The 15,597-nt window shown below is 58.9% G+C and carries 11 protein-coding genes; all 11 read right to left on the minus strand.

Annotation, left to right across the window (positions count from 1 at the left end; translation table 11 throughout):
- Positions 1–209: 209 nt before the first annotated feature.
- The gene (locus tag WMO66_RS09650; protein ID WP_349136221.1) at positions 210–1,778 is read right to left on the minus strand and encodes a glucosyltransferase domain-containing protein; all 1,569 of its coding nucleotides are present in this window, start codon (positions 1,776–1,778) and stop codon (positions 210–212) included.
- A 141-nt stretch (positions 1,779–1,919) separates the two neighbouring features.
- Positions 1,920–2,249 (minus strand): cupin domain-containing protein, encoded by a 330-nt coding sequence (locus tag WMO66_RS09655; RefSeq protein ID WP_349136222.1) that lies wholly within the window; start codon positions 2,247–2,249, stop codon positions 1,920–1,922.
- 316 nt (positions 2,250–2,565) lie between these two features.
- Complete coding sequence (gene acsB / locus WMO66_RS09660) at positions 2,566–4,695, minus strand: acetyl-CoA decarbonylase/synthase complex subunit alpha/beta (protein ID WP_349136223.1); 2,130 nt, start codon at positions 4,693–4,695, stop codon at positions 2,566–2,568.
- 106 nt (positions 4,696–4,801) lie between these two features.
- Positions 4,802–5,455, minus strand: a complete 654-nt coding sequence (locus tag WMO66_RS09665; protein ID WP_349136224.1) for a hypothetical protein — start codon at positions 5,453–5,455, stop codon at positions 4,802–4,804.
- Between the two features lie 332 nt (positions 5,456–5,787).
- Positions 5,788–6,435: a hypothetical protein gene (locus WMO66_RS09670; RefSeq protein ID WP_349136225.1), complete on the minus strand. Its 648-nt coding sequence runs from the start codon at positions 6,433–6,435 to the stop codon at positions 5,788–5,790.
- 24 nt (positions 6,436–6,459) lie between these two features.
- Entirely contained in the window at positions 6,460–6,993 is a 534-nt protein-coding gene (locus tag WMO66_RS09675; protein ID WP_349136226.1) for a hypothetical protein, read from the minus strand.
- A 125-nt stretch (positions 6,994–7,118) separates the two neighbouring features.
- A complete protein-coding gene (locus tag WMO66_RS09680) occupies positions 7,119–9,101 on the minus strand; it encodes an S-layer homology domain-containing protein (RefSeq protein WP_349136227.1) in 1,983 nt (660 codons plus the stop codon).
- A gap of 679 nt (positions 9,102–9,780) precedes the next feature.
- Positions 9,781–12,057, minus strand: a complete 2,277-nt coding sequence (acsE, locus tag WMO66_RS14535; protein ID WP_435387797.1) for a carbon monoxide dehydrogenase/acetyl-CoA synthase methytransferase subunit — start codon at positions 12,055–12,057, stop codon at positions 9,781–9,783.
- 19 nt (positions 12,058–12,076) lie between these two features.
- Positions 12,077–13,021, minus strand: a complete 945-nt coding sequence (acsD, locus tag WMO66_RS09695) for an acetyl-CoA decarbonylase/synthase complex subunit delta (protein WP_349136229.1) — start codon at positions 13,019–13,021, stop codon at positions 12,077–12,079.
- A gap of 140 nt (positions 13,022–13,161) precedes the next feature.
- Complete coding sequence (locus WMO66_RS09700; RefSeq protein ID WP_349136230.1) at positions 13,162–13,929, minus strand: ATP-binding protein; 768 nt, start codon at positions 13,927–13,929, stop codon at positions 13,162–13,164.
- A gap of 278 nt (positions 13,930–14,207) precedes the next feature.
- Complete coding sequence (locus WMO66_RS09705) at positions 14,208–15,137, minus strand: methylenetetrahydrofolate reductase (RefSeq protein WP_349136231.1); 930 nt, start codon at positions 15,135–15,137, stop codon at positions 14,208–14,210.
- Between the last annotated feature and the right edge of the window lie 460 nt (positions 15,138–15,597).

Here is a 15,597-nt window from a genome sequence, read left to right on the forward strand (position 1 = left end):
TGCGAGGAGGCCGTAGGCCGACGTGGCAATGACAAGTCGGGGGCTGTCACCATTTTAACGATACACTGTGCCAACCGTCCGTGCAGCGCCGGGCCTGGCTGTCCCCTCCCCTACAAGGCGCAGCCGGGGCGTCAATATCGGTACTGTTATATCGATTCTGATTATAACATCGGACAGGGCGGCTGTCAACCGGGAAACAACGCCGGGACTCAATAATATACTGTGCTCGGGTCGCAGAGACGGATGAACAGCTTGCCGTCCTCGATCCACATGCAGCCGTCGGCGGGGTAGTTCGGGGCAGCGGCAATGCTGTCTGCGTACTGCGCCAGCTCGTCGTCTGTGGCGTAGCGCGTTCCCATGCCGGTGGACATCACGATCATGCGCAGGCGGCCGTATTCGTTGATCTGGACGGAGGCTGTGCTGCGGCCGCCCATGATGAACGGCGTGCCGCTCCACAGGTCGCACAGTGTCGGGTCCTCCACATATTGGCCGACAAAGACGATCTCGAGATCGGGCGTGTAGCCCTCCATCGAGCGCGCGCGCGTGAGCATGGACGTATAATAGCTCGCCATGATCTCATTGGAATAGTAATTCGTGCGGTAGCAGCCGTTGCAGAACCATGCATACCCGGCCGACGCACCGGCAAGACACAGGCAGGTCAGCAGGCTGACCCACCGGCGCACGGCGTCGCGCCTCCAGCGCAGGCCGTCGCCCACGATGAGCGGCAGGTAGAACAGCGTGACGACGCCGTAGGTCATGAGCGTATGCGTCGCCGTTTCCGGGGCCATGATGAAAATGCCGTTTGCCGCAATGGGCAGGGCAGCCAGCAGGAGCACGACCGTGACGATCTTCTTCCAGTCGCGGTCCCGCCATGCCAGCGCAAGGCTGACGGCGGACAGCAGCAGGGAGGCCCACATGGCCCAGCGGATGAGCCGCGAATTCGTCAGGAAGGCATAGCCGGTCTTCGGCAGCAGGTAGAAGCAGCGCACGCAGCGCACGAGCATCTGCGGCAGCTCGGCTAAATTCAGCTTGCCCATGTTGTTGATGCCGCGATAGGCCGTGAGCGTCTCGTGATAGAGGCGCAGGCACAGATGCAGCAGCAGGAAATACACGACCATTGCCGCCGCGAGCACCCCGACAAAGCGCAGCGCGCGCAGGGCGACGGTCTTCCACGGAGTCTCGCTGTCGAGGCACTGCTGCAGCAGGCGCAGCACAAGCAGGGCGGCGGCAAGGGGGAAATAGGCCTGATAGACACCGATGGAGCAGGCGAGCGTCAGCGACGCGCCGACAAGCCAGCCCCAGCCGCTCCGGTCCGCCATCCAGACGGCCACGGCCGCCAGCAGGACGGCGAAGAGGTAATAGTGTACGGTGAAGGAAAACAGCATGGCCGAGGCCGCGGCGGGCCATGCCGCCGTGATGGCCGTGAGCACGGCGCACTGCCACGGCTTCTGCAAATGCAGCGCGCGCCAGAGGAACTGGCAGGCAAGGCCAAGAAAGACGAGACCGAGCAGGCCGTTGAACAGGGGCAGGTTGAAGTTGCCCATGGCGTGCCCGACGGTATCACCCAGAAGCGTCAGCATCCAGCGGCCGGAACGCAGGCCCGTTCCGTACCCCTCCGGTGTGCAGACGATGTTGTCATAATTATTGATGTTGCCGACCAGCACATAGAGATAGCAGGCAAGCGCCGTCAGCACAAAGGCAGCGGCGCTGAGCTGGGTGCGGCGGTCGCGCAGGGCAGCGGCAAGGCCGCGCTGCACGCGGGGCAGCGGATCTCTCATCCTAATATCCTCCAATCTCTTCCCTTCGGATATTGCCCGGCAAGGGGACCGGCAGGCCGGTCCCCCGCGCGGGGTCTTGCGCAGCGGAGGCACGCCGCGCGGTTAAGCAGCACCGCATCATTCCGTTATGCGGTGCTGCCCTTACTGTTCCGTAACGACAGCGAAGAACACGAGCGGCTCCTCGCCGCGGTTCTGGAGCATATGTGTGCCGCCCTTCGGGCAATAGTGGCACTGCCCGGCCTGCACGGTCTCGACGGTGTCGCCGACGGTGAACGTGGCCGTGCCGGAGACGATGTACATGATCTCGCTGTTCGTCTCGTGGGTGTGCCTGCCGATGGAGGCACCGGGCATGAGGCGGTCGAGCATGATGCAGTTCCGGCCGTCGGCATAGGCCTTCTTCAGCAGCTCCTTCTCGCCGCCCTTAAAATTGGGAACACAAACTTCTTCGATCTTCGAAAAATCGATCAGCATGATAAATGGAACTCCTTTGGTGGGTTGGTTTTGTGGGATACGCGCTATTGGGGAAATCAACGCCGCGAGGCGCGGTGCTGCTGAGCCGCACAGGTTGACATAAAGCAGAACCGGCCAATGTAGGGGAGCGGCATGCCGCTCCCGGCGGTACGCTGCCGACCCGAACAGGCTGGCGATAAAACGGTGCATACCATTTTAACGACAGCCTGTTTCTTGCGCAGGTGCAGCGCCGGGCCTGGCTGTCCCCGCCCCTGCAAAGTGCGCATGTTTCGAAAAACGCGGCGGGCGGGATGGGCCGCCCGCCGCGCTGCGGGTCTTACATCAGCGGCTCGAGGCCGAGGACCGGGTGGTTCTTCTCGGTCAGGAAGTCCATGAGGGCTTCGCAGTCCTCGCAGATCGTCTCGTCGGCGATCATATCGGTGAAGTTGTCGATACCGTACAGCTCCTTGGCGGTGCGGTTCAGGCGCTCGGCGACGTCGTCCTTCAGCTCCTTCGGCATCCAGACGATACGCTCGATGCCGCCCTCGGCGGCGATGAACTTCTTCGAGGAGATGAAGTGACGGCCGTGGCCCATATAGCCCGGCGTCTGCACGCCGCCGCCGGTGCAGGAGGCCAGCTCGCCGAACGTCATGCCGACGGGGGTCATGCCCTTATACTCACGGTTGACGACGATGAAGCCGTTCGAGACCGGCTCGATGCCGCAGATGCATTCGAAGCAGCCGCAGGAGGTCATCGGGTCCTCGAGGATGGAGTACAGCGTGACGTTCTCGACCGCGCCGTGCGTGGCTTCCTGGATCATCTTGTTGACGGACTCATAGCGGCCGGTGCGCTCGTCGAGGCAGCCCTCCTTGAAGATCGGCTGGCACGGGCCCTGCGGGTTCAGCTCATTGGTCGCCTTGGCGTCCAGCCACGAGACCGCGCCGCACAGGCCGAGACGCTCCGGGGTGACGACGCAGCAGTGCGCCGGGGCGAAGCTCTGGCAGAGGATGCAGGTGTAGAAGCGGTCGACGGACTCATCCGTCATGGACAGCAGGCGGTCGTCGCGCTCGTTGTAGCGCGGCATGGCGACCTCGTCGCGGAACTTCTCGGCAGCGGCCTCGTCCGTGATGAGCGTGACCTGGCACTTATCGACGACGGCGTCGAATTCGTCCATGATCATATGGTACAGGACCTCGCCGAAGTGCTTCAGGCGCAGACCCTTGGCGAAGGCGTCGTTCGAGACGCGCACGCGGACCTGATTGCGCTGGCCGGTGTGCATGACGCCCTCCATGTAGTTGAACCAGGCGTGGATCTTGCGCTCGATGACGGACTCGAAATCGGCCTGCATCTTCGCGCCCGCGACCTCGATGAACGTGCACAGAGCGTAGTTCTTCTCGCCGCCGTCCATATCGTCGCCGAGGATGGTGATCTTGTGGTCCTCGATCTCGGACGGATCGCGCATGAGCACGAGCTCGGCCGTGGCGTTCTTGCCGGACCAGTATTCGGTGTGCATGTCGGCCTTGCGGATGATCTCGCCCTCAAAGGCGGCCGCAAAGGCGACGGGGATGGGCAGCTCCTTCGTCTTGATCTTGATGTTGCGCAGCTCGAGGGAGTGCTTGACGGTCAGGCTGTGATCCAGCACGGATTCCAGCGCGCCGGGGACCTGATTCTCGCCGAGGTCGATGTCGACGACGACCGGGAAGCCCAGGGCGATGGCGCCTGCGCCCGCGGAGACAACGACATTGTCGATCGCGCCGAACGTATTGACGAACGCGGGGACGCGCTCCTTCGTGTACTTCAGCAGGCCGGGCAGGTCGCCGGGCTGGACGTTGCCGAAGATCAGGGCCGCGCGGATGGCGACGGTGACGGCGTGGATGACGGCGGTGACGTCATGGCCAAGCGGCACGACGCGCAGCTCGAGGCCCATCTTCACGCCGCCCTCGGCGCACTGGTCGATGACGCCGCCGATGAGGAACGTCAGGATGCCCTTCGACTGATAGTCCTTGACGACGGACACGACGTCAGCGGCATTGTCAGCCTTGCCGAGCACGACGGCCACGCCGGGGATGTCGCCCGTGACGAGCGGGACGCCCAGCGAGCGGATGACGGGATCGGGCACAAAGCCGATGCCGGTCTCGGCGGCATAGGGGTCCGCGCCGTCCAGATACTTCAGGCCCTCGAGGATCTCCGCGCCGACGGCAGTGGCAAGGCCGGCGTTCAGCGCCTGGCCGAGGTCCTCCTGATCGGTGATGAGACTCTTGAGCACGCCCACGCAGGCGGGCAGGTCGCCGAGCTTGGCCACCTTCACGCCCGTTGCGGCGTAGATGGTGGGGAAGAAGTAGGCCGTGTCGGGGAAGGCGATGGCCTTGTCTGCGCCGTGCTTGGCGATTGCGTCGTTGACGGCGCCCTCAGTCAGACCGGCGACGGCATGCGAGCCGCCATAGATGAGATCGGTTAATACACTCATTTCGGTTTCCTCCTGATGAAAAATATCAAATTTGCAGGTGCAAATCAGATGTTATGATTGGATGGGTTTCTGTATAATCAAAATCCATATGTTCTGGATTTGTCGTTTATGAATCAACTTTTACTACTACGTCTTCCTGCGCGCCCCATGGGTCCCGGATCGTCAGTTTGGACTCCGCGGCAACGGTATCCCGGAGAAAGGGGGAGTTGGAATCGCCGCTCAGGGCATAGGTAACCGCAGCGTCGCTCTGCACGGTGCAGCTGCTATCCGCGAAATGCAGAGAAACGGTTCCTGCTTCACTGCCCGAAAGAGCCAGTGCACGCCTTTCCGGCTCGCTCCGAGCGACCTTAAGCCGGTAATTCATCCCGCTGCCCGTGACCGTCAGCGAATCCGGTGTAACGCGAACCTCATCGATCCCGTCGCCGGAAAGCAGAATGCTCTCCTGTCGCCGGAGCACAGAAAACCGACTCTCGCCGCTTTCGTGCGTATAGTGCAGCGACTCGGTGTACGGAATTTCCAGCGTCATCGTCGTATCGTCAAAGCCATTCACAGATACGCTGGATGCCGCCATGTCTCCCTCCCATGCTCCGTTGCGGAACGTCAGGCTCTGCCCGGCGGCATTTTCCACGCGGCATGTGCTGTTGACAGCCAGCTCGATCTGCATCGCGGGCTGTTCCTGATGATTTTCACATGCCGTGGAAAAGATGATAAGTGAACATACCAGGAACGCTGCCAACAGGATCAGGACTATTCTTTTCATGGCCGCACCTCCACCTCTATATCATCCTGCGCGCCCCATGGGTTCCGGATCGTCAGGCGCACTGACAGCCGGCACAGGTTGACGATAAAACGGTATTGACCTCCGACTTGTCATTCCGAGGAGCGAAGCGACGTGGGAATCTCATGCAGGCAATAACGAATTCGCCGGGGGCCTTCCCATGCTCCGGCTTGTACCGCGAGATTGCACCCCAAGGGCACTTCTTCGCGCTGCGCGCTCAGGGCGCCACGGCCCCTGCGGGGCCTCGCAATGACAAACTTGGGGGGCTGCTTCATTTGAAGGAGGGCAATGACAACCTTGGGGGCATCCCCGATCTAGCGCGCAAATGACGGGACGCCGTCGCGGATGCGGATAGTGCAGGTCTCTCCTGCGGAAAAATCCATGGTATCCAGCGGCTCCTGCTGGTCCCGGTCCCGGAGCACGACGGTAAACGGGGCATCCTGCGCGGTGAAATATCCCTTTTTGCCGTCTCGCTCATAGCGGACGCGGCTCTCGCCGCTGCCCGTTACCTCCAGATAGGTTCTCGTGCCGGTCGAAATACCCACTTCATACTGCATATTTTCGCCTGTCGCCTCGACGGTGGAGCGGGTGTATTCCACGTTCTGAAGGCCGGGGCCCTCCACGGCGCGGAAATCGTCGCCGTCGAAGGAGAGGCAGATCGAGCGAGCTTCCGCCTGCTCCGGTTCAAACCGGACGGAAAACGACTCGCTGAAGCGGACCTGCACGGAAGTCGACCCCGGCACAAAGTCCACTGTGAAATGGCCGTCCAGCACCGGCATCGTACCGCTCCATACTTTGTTTGCAAAATGAAGCTCCTGTCCCTCCGCATTGACTATGGTGAGGCTGTCCTCGCTCACAAAGCTGAACCGTGTCTCTTTTGGTTTGGATTCGCTTCGGCAGGCCGTGCACAGGAGAAGGCAGAAAAGCAGGAGGCAAGCCCGGATCATGTGTTTTCTTTTCATTCGGTTTCCTCCACATTATATCACTCACCCGTTATCTGACAAGGTGCCGCGCTCCAGCGAAATGCTCGCCTCTGCACCGGCAGGATAGGTCTGCTCGGCAATGGCATCGCCGTTCCCGTTTTTCAGAGTACAGGTATACTCGGCATCGCAGCGGAGAAGGTTCTCTCCCTTCTGCGTCAGCGTAAGATCTCCGGCAGTTGATACGATCAGCCGGTTTCCGTTGTCGCCCGGCATGCGGACCGTCAGGGTGTATGCCTCCCCGGCAGCCTCGACGGAAGTCGTCTTGTCGCTCAGGACGATCTTCCGGACGCTGCCTTCGATTTGGCGGAATTGCCTCTCGTCCTCCCATGAGGCCGAAAACAGGCTGCTGTCTGTGACTTCAACGGTAAGCGTCTCCGTCCGCGGCACGCAAAGCGACGCAGAGTATGCAGCCTCTCCGCCGTTCAGGTGGGTCTTTTCCACCGGCATCGTGCCGTCATATTGCAGCAGATCGAAATAGCGGAGCGTCTGGCCCGCCGCGTTCGTCAGCGCATACTGTCCGTCCAGCGACAGCTCCACCCACATGGTTCCGCTGATCTCGGGGGCTGCGGTTTTGCAGGAACAGAGAAGGGCAGCATATAGAAATAGCAGTATAGCAACCAACATGCTTGTGCACAGTAGCCTAAGTTTTGGTCTTGCCATAATTATTCCTCCCACACACGCTTCAATATAGCGTTTGTGGCAGAAACCGTAATGGCTTCGCCCCCGTTACAGGTCTGCTCTGTAAGAACATCACCGAGTAGTTTTTTAATCGCACATTTATATGGCGCATCGCAGTCTATCGTAAGTAAATCGTCCTGTCCCGACTGTGCTATCTCAAACGATTCCTCAACCGATCCGTCTATAATCACAATTCTTTTATCCGGATTATCTTTAAAATATCGTACTTCATAATCCGATGTTTTTCCTGTCATTTGGATATTATATCTGCTTATTGTGATATTTTCAATACCTGTCCCTGTGATCATACTGAAGTCGCTACTATTCCATATAGTATGTAACAAATTACCATTCTCTGAAATGCTTACATTGTAGTAATCCGATACAGGGACACACAGGTATACAATATCCGGGTCATATCCGTTAACCATCACATGAGTTTTAAGTACATCCATATCACCATCATACGAATACTCATTGTACCTCAGCGCTTCACCATTAGCATTTGTTATTTCATATTTCCCTCTGGAATCGAGACCAAGCCACACCGTTTCTGCATCGTTATATTCACTAGCAGCCGACAGATTATAATCACCATCCACATCTAATGCCATAAATGAATAGAAATCAACATAATAGCAAATAACCGCAGCAGAAACAGTTTTCCCATTATGAGGGATGTTGATGGATTTTAAATCTGCTGAAATCGTTAAGGTCTTCTCAGCTGTTGCATTTGGATCATAGAACCGAATGTCATAACCCCCGCTTGTATTTCCACGAGGCATCCCGTATACAACAATTGCGTGACCTGGCAATGGTTTTGTATCCCCATAGCTGAATGAAACAACTGCAATGCCATATTTGCGTAAATCATTAATAAAAGGTGCCAATGTATTTCCATTATTGAGCCATATTTCTTTAAAGCTCATTCTGCTCCATATATTGCGAACCAACTGATGATAATTAATCGTACTCTCTGTCTTACTGACTGTAACAGTGGTATCCTGAAAATCTCGAACCATAATATGTTGCGTATTCGTAATTGATGGTTTTTTTATGGAGTACATTGTCTTGCAGTTCTTTTCGAAGTTCTCGTTAAAGGCATTTATTCCTTTTTTATCAAGTACAGCAGACAGCGACATACCATAGCAAACGCCACCCCATTGTCCACCGATTTGACTGTCTATATTTGCTATTTCATTATCGCCAGCCATTCTCAGCAATCTGCTGTAATGCTCTGAAGAAATAAGAAATCGCTTATTTTCTGGCGACAGAAAACTAGATGCTGTATTCGTAAAACTAAAATTATCCTTCCCAAACCGAATTCCGTCGACATTACAGCCGTAACGTGTGATCCAGAGGGCAAGCTCCTTGCGATAGACCCCGGCTTTGGGATAGAGCAGCTTTGACGAGCCGCTTGCAAAAATAATCGCGTTGCTGACCGCCCAGTACATTGGCGTTCTGGCATAGTCATAAATAGACGAATAGTCTCCGCAGCCGGAAATGGAGCCATAATAATAGGGTGTGCCGCCGACATAGTTTCTCAGGTAGCGCCACAGGAACGTCATGGCCTGCTCCCGTGTGACCTGCTCATCCGGTGAAAACGTCGTTGTGGTCGTGCCGGTGACAATGTTGTATTTCACTCCCCACTTTACCGCATTGTAGGCATAGTGACTTGACGAGATGTCGGTGAAGGACACCGCGGCAAAGCTGGATGGGGAACCGGCATAGCGGTAAAGCGTTGTGATGAACATGGCGCGCGTCACCATTTCGTTTGGGGAGAAGGAGCTTGTGGACACGCCGTTCATGATCCCATTGTCTGTAACATAGTTGATCGCATCAAAGTAATCCGGAAGGGCAGAGCGCGTTACATCGGTGTACTGCTTGGCAGAAGCGCAGGGGATCGCTGTGAGAAACAGCGCAAGCAGCAGGCAAACAGCTATCGTTCGTTTTGTCCAAGTTTTCATGTTTCTTCCTCCTGTTTTATTTTTCATTTATCTGATCCGCAGGCGTTTCCGCATCGCGGGGCAAATTGCAACGCAAGAGAAGGGCATCGAAAAGGGCCGGATATCCGGCTGAACCTGCGCAGGCTTTTGGGGAGGGACGCAAGAGCAAGCTTGAGAGCGCTTCCCTCCCGCATCATTATGGTTCAGCTGCAGGCCCTTGGCTCTCCCTCTGGGAGAGCTGTCACCAAAGGTGACTGAGAGGGCCTTGCAGGCGCGTTCGAACGGTAACAGCAAGCAAAGGGAGAGCCAAGTTTCCCTCTCAGGCGGCTGCGCCGCCAGCTCTCCCAAAGGGAGAGCCAAGTATCGCTCGCAACGCACTGCTGCAGTAGTTCATACTGCTGTGGCTGTCAATTACCTTATGAATACTCCGTGTCCGCCGGAGGCTTTCCCGTGTTCCGGCCAGTACTGCGAGATTGCCGCGCCTTGCTCCGCAAGGCTCGCAATGACAAGTCAGGAAACCTGCCGCGTCTGGGGAGGGGCGCAGGAGGAAGGCAGGGCGTCTGCATTCCCCGGCTGGAAGCCATCGGGGCATGGGGAAAATGCGGGCTTTTTTCTGCATTTTCCTGCATTTTCTCCATGCTCCGAGAATGCGGCTGCACCCAGCCCCGAAAAATCGGGGCTGGGTGACAGGGTTTGCGGATCAGATCTCCAGATAGCTGTCGGAATACAGCTCGTTGTTCTTGAAGATATCGCAGGACTTGATGGTCTCCATCAGGCGCAGGTCGTTCGGGTTGACGATGGCAGAGGTCAGGCCCTGCATCATCGCCATGGCGACGAGGGCGGAGTCCATGATCGGGCGGAGGGTCTTCGGCGCGCCGTTGGAGTTGTTGGACAGGCCGCCGGTGGACTTCAGGCCTTCATCGGCGAAGAGCTTGATGGCGTTCAGGACGTCCATCTGCTTATCCTGCATGCCCTTGACGACAAGGAACAGCGGGTCGAACCACAGATCCTCGGCCTCCATGCCGAGCGCCATGCCGCGATCGAGCATGGTGTGGCAGTGGTGCATACGCTCGTCGTTGTCCTTCGCGATGCCGTCGGCGGAGCACAGGGCGATGACGATGGCGTCGTTGGCGGCTGCCAGGTCGATGTTGGAGATACGGGAGCCTGCATCGGCGGAGTTGACGATGGGCTTGCCGTTCGTGCGGTTATAGACGCGGATACCGGCTTCGATGGCCTTCTTGTTGGCGGTATCGAGGGCCAGCGGGACGTTGTTGAAGTTCTCCTGCAGGAGCTTGACCGCCCAGGTCATGAGCTCGGGGCCGTTGGACTCGGCAGGGCCGATGTTGACGTCCAGATAGGTGGCGCCTGCCTTGATCTGCTGCGCAGCACGCTCGAGGATGGGATCCGGGTTGAACGTGGCCATGGCCTCGCGGATGACCGGGCTGATGCAGTGGATGCGCTCGCCGATGGTGACGAACTTCTTGGACTCGACATTGCGCTGCTTGTAGGTCACGCCGAGATCCTTGTGCGGGATCTCCGGAATGACGAGCTTGGAATAGTCGATGGGAGCGTCGGCGTCGACGACTTCCTTCTTCTCTTCCTTCGGCTTCTTCGTGGCAGCGACGGCCTCGGCAGCCTTGATGTGCTCGCCGTCCTTGAGGAACTTGACGATCTCAACGGCCTCGCGGGTGCCGACGACGACGTTCCAGTCGGGCAGCTTGTCCTGAATCTCGCCCTTCATGACGGCGACCTTGCCGGGGATGACGAGCGTGCGGTTGTTGATCTTCTTATCCAGCTCGAACTCATCGAAGAACTTCTTGATGGAGCTGGAGGAGAACTTGCCGGCGGCCCATGCCGTCAGGACGGACATGCCGGAGGCGTCGGTGATGAGCAGGTTGACCGGCACATTGGAGCGCTCGATCTCGCCGGAGACGAGGAAGTAGGTCAGGGCGAAGTCGACGGTCAGCATGCAGGGATCGTCGGGCGTTGCGCCGTTCATCGGGTAGATGCCGGGCGCGACCTTCATCGGCTTCTGCGGGTCGGTGAAGACGTTCTGGCGCAGGCCGTACAGCGGCAGGGCCTCTGCATAGCCGAGGCGCTCCATGACGATGATGGAGCCGTACTTCAGGGTGAAGACGGCGGCCAGGGCGGTCTCGAGGTGCTCGTCGCCCGCGGCCAGCTTGGCCAGATCGACGATGGAGGGATAGCCGAACGTGCGGTCGCCGTCCTTCAGCGCGGTGCGGCGGACGAGCACGGTGTTGGCGAACGTCTCCTTGACGGTCTTGCCGGTGACGTCGATGATGAGATTCTTGTTGCCCGCGGCCTCGAGCTTGGCGATGAGGTCATGCAGCTCGGACAGGCTGTCGGCATGGACGCCGAGGGTCACGCCCGCCTCGGTGGCGATGGCGCTCATCTCCTCGAAGTTTTCCGGCGTGGCGCCGTTGAGGATGGGCTTGCCGTCCTTGCAGATGGCAAGGGCCTTCTTGGCGCACTCGGGGCAGGTGCAGTTGAGGATCAGGGTACGGCCCGTCGCGGCGGCCTTCTTGACGAGGTCTTCCCACTTGTCGGCGGAATCCTTCTCGCAGCGGACCATGACGAACTCGATGTACTCGCGCTCGCCGATGCGCTCATAGTCGACCTTCTGGATGTCGGCCAGCTTCTGATCGGCAGCGGCCTCGTCCATGCAGGTGCAGACGGGAACGGCGAAGCGGTTGCGGTTGACAAGGGTCTTCTCGTGGCGGAACAGGACGGTCTCGCCGCCGAGCTTGATGTCATTGCCGACCGTGATGGTCTTCATGGGAGGCGCAGTGGCCTCGGAGAGCTTTGCCTTGGCTTCTTCGGAGAAGTACGGGCATTTATCCAGAGCGACGGCACCCTGTGCGACCTTCATGCAGAAGGCCATGCAGGTGGGGCTGCCGCATTCCTTACAGTTTTTCTTGGGAGAGAGCTTAAAGATATCCAAGCCTTTCAGTGCCATTGTATGTTCCTCCTTCCGCTCAGACCAGCGCTTCGATCATCTCGCTGATGGCCTTGATGGCCGCGGGATGACGCATGATGACGGCATCGGAGCCGCCGGCGAGGCAGGCGGCAGCCGTGGTGATCTCCATCTCAATGCCGCGCTCCTCGGCGCTGCCCCATTCGGGCATATCGGCCTCGCTGACCATGGATTCCTTGACGGACCAGGTCTCGGGGGAGACGGGCGTGAGAATGGGCATCTGGAGCTGCGTATCGCTCTGGGCGAGGGCAGCCGCACGGATGCGGTCGAGGGTAGAGGCAACGTACTCATAGCCGTAGCCCGCTGCGGCGGAACCGGCGTTCATGACGATGGACGTCGGGGCGACGCCGAGCTGCGTCATCAGGACGTTGAGCTGCTTGGCAAGGTTGATATCGACGGCGGACTCTGCGCCGACCTTCTGGCCATAGGCCATGACGGCGGAGGCGCCGACGGACTTGTAGTTTTCCTCACGGGCAGAGAAGACGAGGATGTTCTTGCCCTGCAGGGCCTCGGAGACCTTCGTGAAGAGCTCCGCATCCTTCTCGATGTTCTTGCAGCCCATGATGACGAGGGGCAGATCCGTTGCGTCGGCAACGGACTTGGCGATCTCGACGCACTCCTCGACGGAGCGGTTATCGCCGTTGGGGTCAGCGCCTTCGAAGTGGAGGCAGATGAACGATGCGCCGTGCATCGTCTCCACGCGCTTTGCCATGTCGGCCACGGTCTGGCAGCCGGCATAGAATTCCTGCAGACCGGCCTGCGGATAAGCCGCCATGCCGTGGTCGGTGATCTCTACGCCGATCTTCGGCGCATTGGTGATGGGCGCGTCGAATGCGTAGAAGGGCAGAACGTTAATGCCGCCGAGCGTGACTGCCTTGTCACCAGTGCCGATGGTAACAGAGCTGATCGACGAATTGAACGCCTGCGTTTTGGGTTCAAAAGACATTGTGTTTTCCTCCTGAAATGGTTGATCGGGAAGCCGGACCGGACGGCCGGGCCTCCGTTGGTTCTCCGATAAGAAAGAAAAATGGATTTTACGGCAGCGCCGCACAATTCAGCGAGAGCATACAATTGTGCGGGGCTGCCTCACAGGCTCAGGTCCTGCATGATCCCGTGCAGCGCCCGCTTGACCGGGCTGGCATCGGGAATCTTCGAGCTGGGCTTGCCGTCGCAGTCCGCTTCGTAGACGGCATCGTCCTGTGGGAGGACGCCGGCGAGCTCCAGATGATGGGCCTCGATCTCCTCGCGCACGCCGTCGGAGAGAACGCCGCCGGGGGCGCGGTTGATGATGAGCTTCATGAGGCCGGGCTTCAGGTCCAGCTCGCGGACCATCTCGGCAATGCGGGCAACGGCCTGCACGCCGCGGCGCGAGCAGTCGGAGACGAGCAGCAGCGCATCAACATGCGGGAGCGTCCCGCGGGCGATGTGCTCCATACCGGCCTCGTTGTCGATGACGACATAGCGGTAAGCGCCGATATACTTGTCGAGCAGGGTCTTGAGCACGCCGTTGACGTAGCAATAGCAGCCCTTGCCCTGCGTGCGGCCCATGACGAGCATGTCGAAATCGTCCTCCTCCGCCAGCGCGGATTCGAAGCGGTATTCGGCATAGTCCGCCTTTGTCATGCTCTTGGGGATCGTATCGCCGCGGAGCTCCGCCTGCGCGATCTCCTCGCGGATCTGGCCGAGGGAGACACCGGCTTCGACGCCGAGGACCTCGTTCAGATTGGAATTGGCATCCGCGTCGACGACGAGCAGCGGACCCTTGCCGCCCTTAATGAGGGCGTCGATCATCATGCCGCAGACCGTCGTTTTTCCGACGCCGCCCTTTCCGGCGACAGCAATGGTATAGGCCATGGGGAAACCTCCTTTGTGCAGTGGGGGAACTGCCGGACGGCGGAGCCGCCCGGCAGCGCGAAAAGGTGAGCAAATTTTGGGGCAGCTCCGGAAATCCGGCAGCCCAAACCGGCAGCAGCGCACAATTCAGCAAGAGCATTCGGCAAAGGATTTTTCGCCGAGCCGAGATTTGGAAAGCGCAGATGTACTTTGTGTACCTCAAGCTTTCCGAACCGATGGATCGGCGGAAAATGCCCGGCGAAGGCCGAAGCTGCAATTGTGCGGTGTTGCCAAAAAAATCAGATGAGGTCGACGATGCCGGACTCCTTGACGATGCGGGCGACGTCGTCATACTTGTTCAGGGCATACAGATGGATGCCGTTGATGCCGCAGACGCGATACTCGTCGATGAGCTTGATGGTATACTCGATGCCGGCTTCCTTGAAGGACGCCTTCTTGGCAGCGATGGACTCCTCGGACTCGTTCGGAGCGAACGGATTCGGGAAGATCCAGTGCTTGGAGATGATCTCGCACAGGTCGCGGGACATCACGCAGCCGTTGCGGGAGAGCGCCATGTTGATGGTGGCGGCGGCGTCGAGGACAGGCATGATACCCACATCGACCGGCAGCCAGATGCCGGCGGCGCGGATGGCGTCCATCCAGTAACGGAACTGGTCCATATCCCAGCACAGCTGGGTCATGATGTAGTCTGCGCCCTCATCCTGCTTCTGCTTCAGGAAGGAGATGTCGGCTTCCAGAGAACGGCAGGCAATGTGGCCCTCGGGGGAGCCTGCGACGGCGATGGTGAACTTGTCGCCGAATTCCTTGCGGACGAACTTCACCAGCTCGGTGGCATAGTGCAGGTCGCCGTTCGTGCCGGTCCAGCCAAAGGGGATGTCGCCGCGAAGCGCGAGCATGTGGTCGATACCGTTGTCCAGATAGGTCTGGAGCTGGTCCTTGATGCCCTCCTTGGTGTTGGCCACGCAGGTGAAGTGCGTCACGGGGGTGCACTTGCCGTCGGCCTTGATCTTCTTCAGGACCTCAAGGTTCTTGCCGACGTTCGTGCCGCCAGCGCCGTAGGTGCAGGAGATGTAATCCGGATTGAGCGTATAGAGCTTCTCAAGCACGCCGCCCTCGCCGCACAGCTTCTCCATGCCAACGTCCGTCTTCGGGGGGAAGACTTCAAAGGAAAATGCGTTGCGCTGTTCCATGATCTCTGCTACATTCATGGTGTTTGCCTCCTATTATTGTGGTATCTGTGTGCAAATGAAGCCCGCGCCTGCGCGCAGTACACTCATTCTGATACAAATTTATCGTATCACAAAAGGGTCCGGTTTTCAAGCGCTTTTCCATAGATTTTACGGAGAGAGACCGCTTTTTTCCGACAGGGTGGATTTTTCCCGGGGAATATGGTACAATGAAAAAAATCCGGCAGACCGCGGGGTGCTGTAGGGGAGGGGACAGCCGGGCCCGGCGGTAAACCGCCGACTCGTACAGGGCATCGTTAAAATGGCATGCACCGAAGTTTGGGGTGTAGCGGCGCTCAGTGAGCGCCCTGTACAGGGCAATTCAACCGCGTGAGGGCGCTGGTGCACCTCGCGCTTCCCTGATGTGTCATTCCGAGGAGCGAAGCGACGTGGGAATCTCGCAGTACCCGTTTGGATCACAGGGTACTCCCGGCGAAAACGT

Origin of the sequence: Faecousia intestinalis (assembly GCF_040096185.1) — a bacterium.
In the GTDB taxonomy this organism is placed as follows: domain Bacteria; phylum Bacillota; class Clostridia; order Oscillospirales; family Oscillospiraceae; genus JAZOXB01.

Coding starts and splice junctions, on each gene's coding strand:
- WMO66_RS09650 (WP_349136221.1), bottom strand. CDS start 1,778: ATGAGAGATCCGCTGCCCCGCGTGCAGCGCGGCCTTGCCGCTGCCCTG.
- WMO66_RS09655 (WP_349136222.1), bottom strand. CDS start 2,249: ATGCTGATCGATTTTTCGAAGATCGAAGAAGTTTGTGTTCCCAATTTT.
- acsB (WP_349136223.1), bottom strand. CDS start 4,695: ATGAGTGTATTAACCGATCTCATCTATGGCGGCTCGCATGCCGTCGCC.
- WMO66_RS09665 (WP_349136224.1), bottom strand. CDS start 5,455: ATGAAAAGAATAGTCCTGATCCTGTTGGCAGCGTTCCTGGTATGTTCA.
- WMO66_RS09670 (WP_349136225.1), bottom strand. CDS start 6,435: ATGAAAAGAAAACACATGATCCGGGCTTGCCTCCTGCTTTTCTGCCTT.
- WMO66_RS09680 (WP_349136227.1), bottom strand. CDS start 9,101: ATGAAAACTTGGACAAAACGAACGATAGCTGTTTGCCTGCTGCTTGCG.
- acsE (WP_435387797.1), bottom strand. CDS start 12,057: ATGGCACTGAAAGGCTTGGATATCTTTAAGCTCTCTCCCAAGAAAAAC.
- acsD (WP_349136229.1), bottom strand. CDS start 13,021: ATGTCTTTTGAACCCAAAACGCAGGCGTTCAATTCGTCGATCAGCTCT.
- WMO66_RS09700 (WP_349136230.1), bottom strand. CDS start 13,929: ATGGCCTATACCATTGCTGTCGCCGGAAAGGGCGGCGTCGGAAAAACG.
- WMO66_RS09705 (WP_349136231.1), bottom strand. CDS start 15,137: ATGAATGTAGCAGAGATCATGGAACAGCGCAACGCATTTTCCTTTGAA.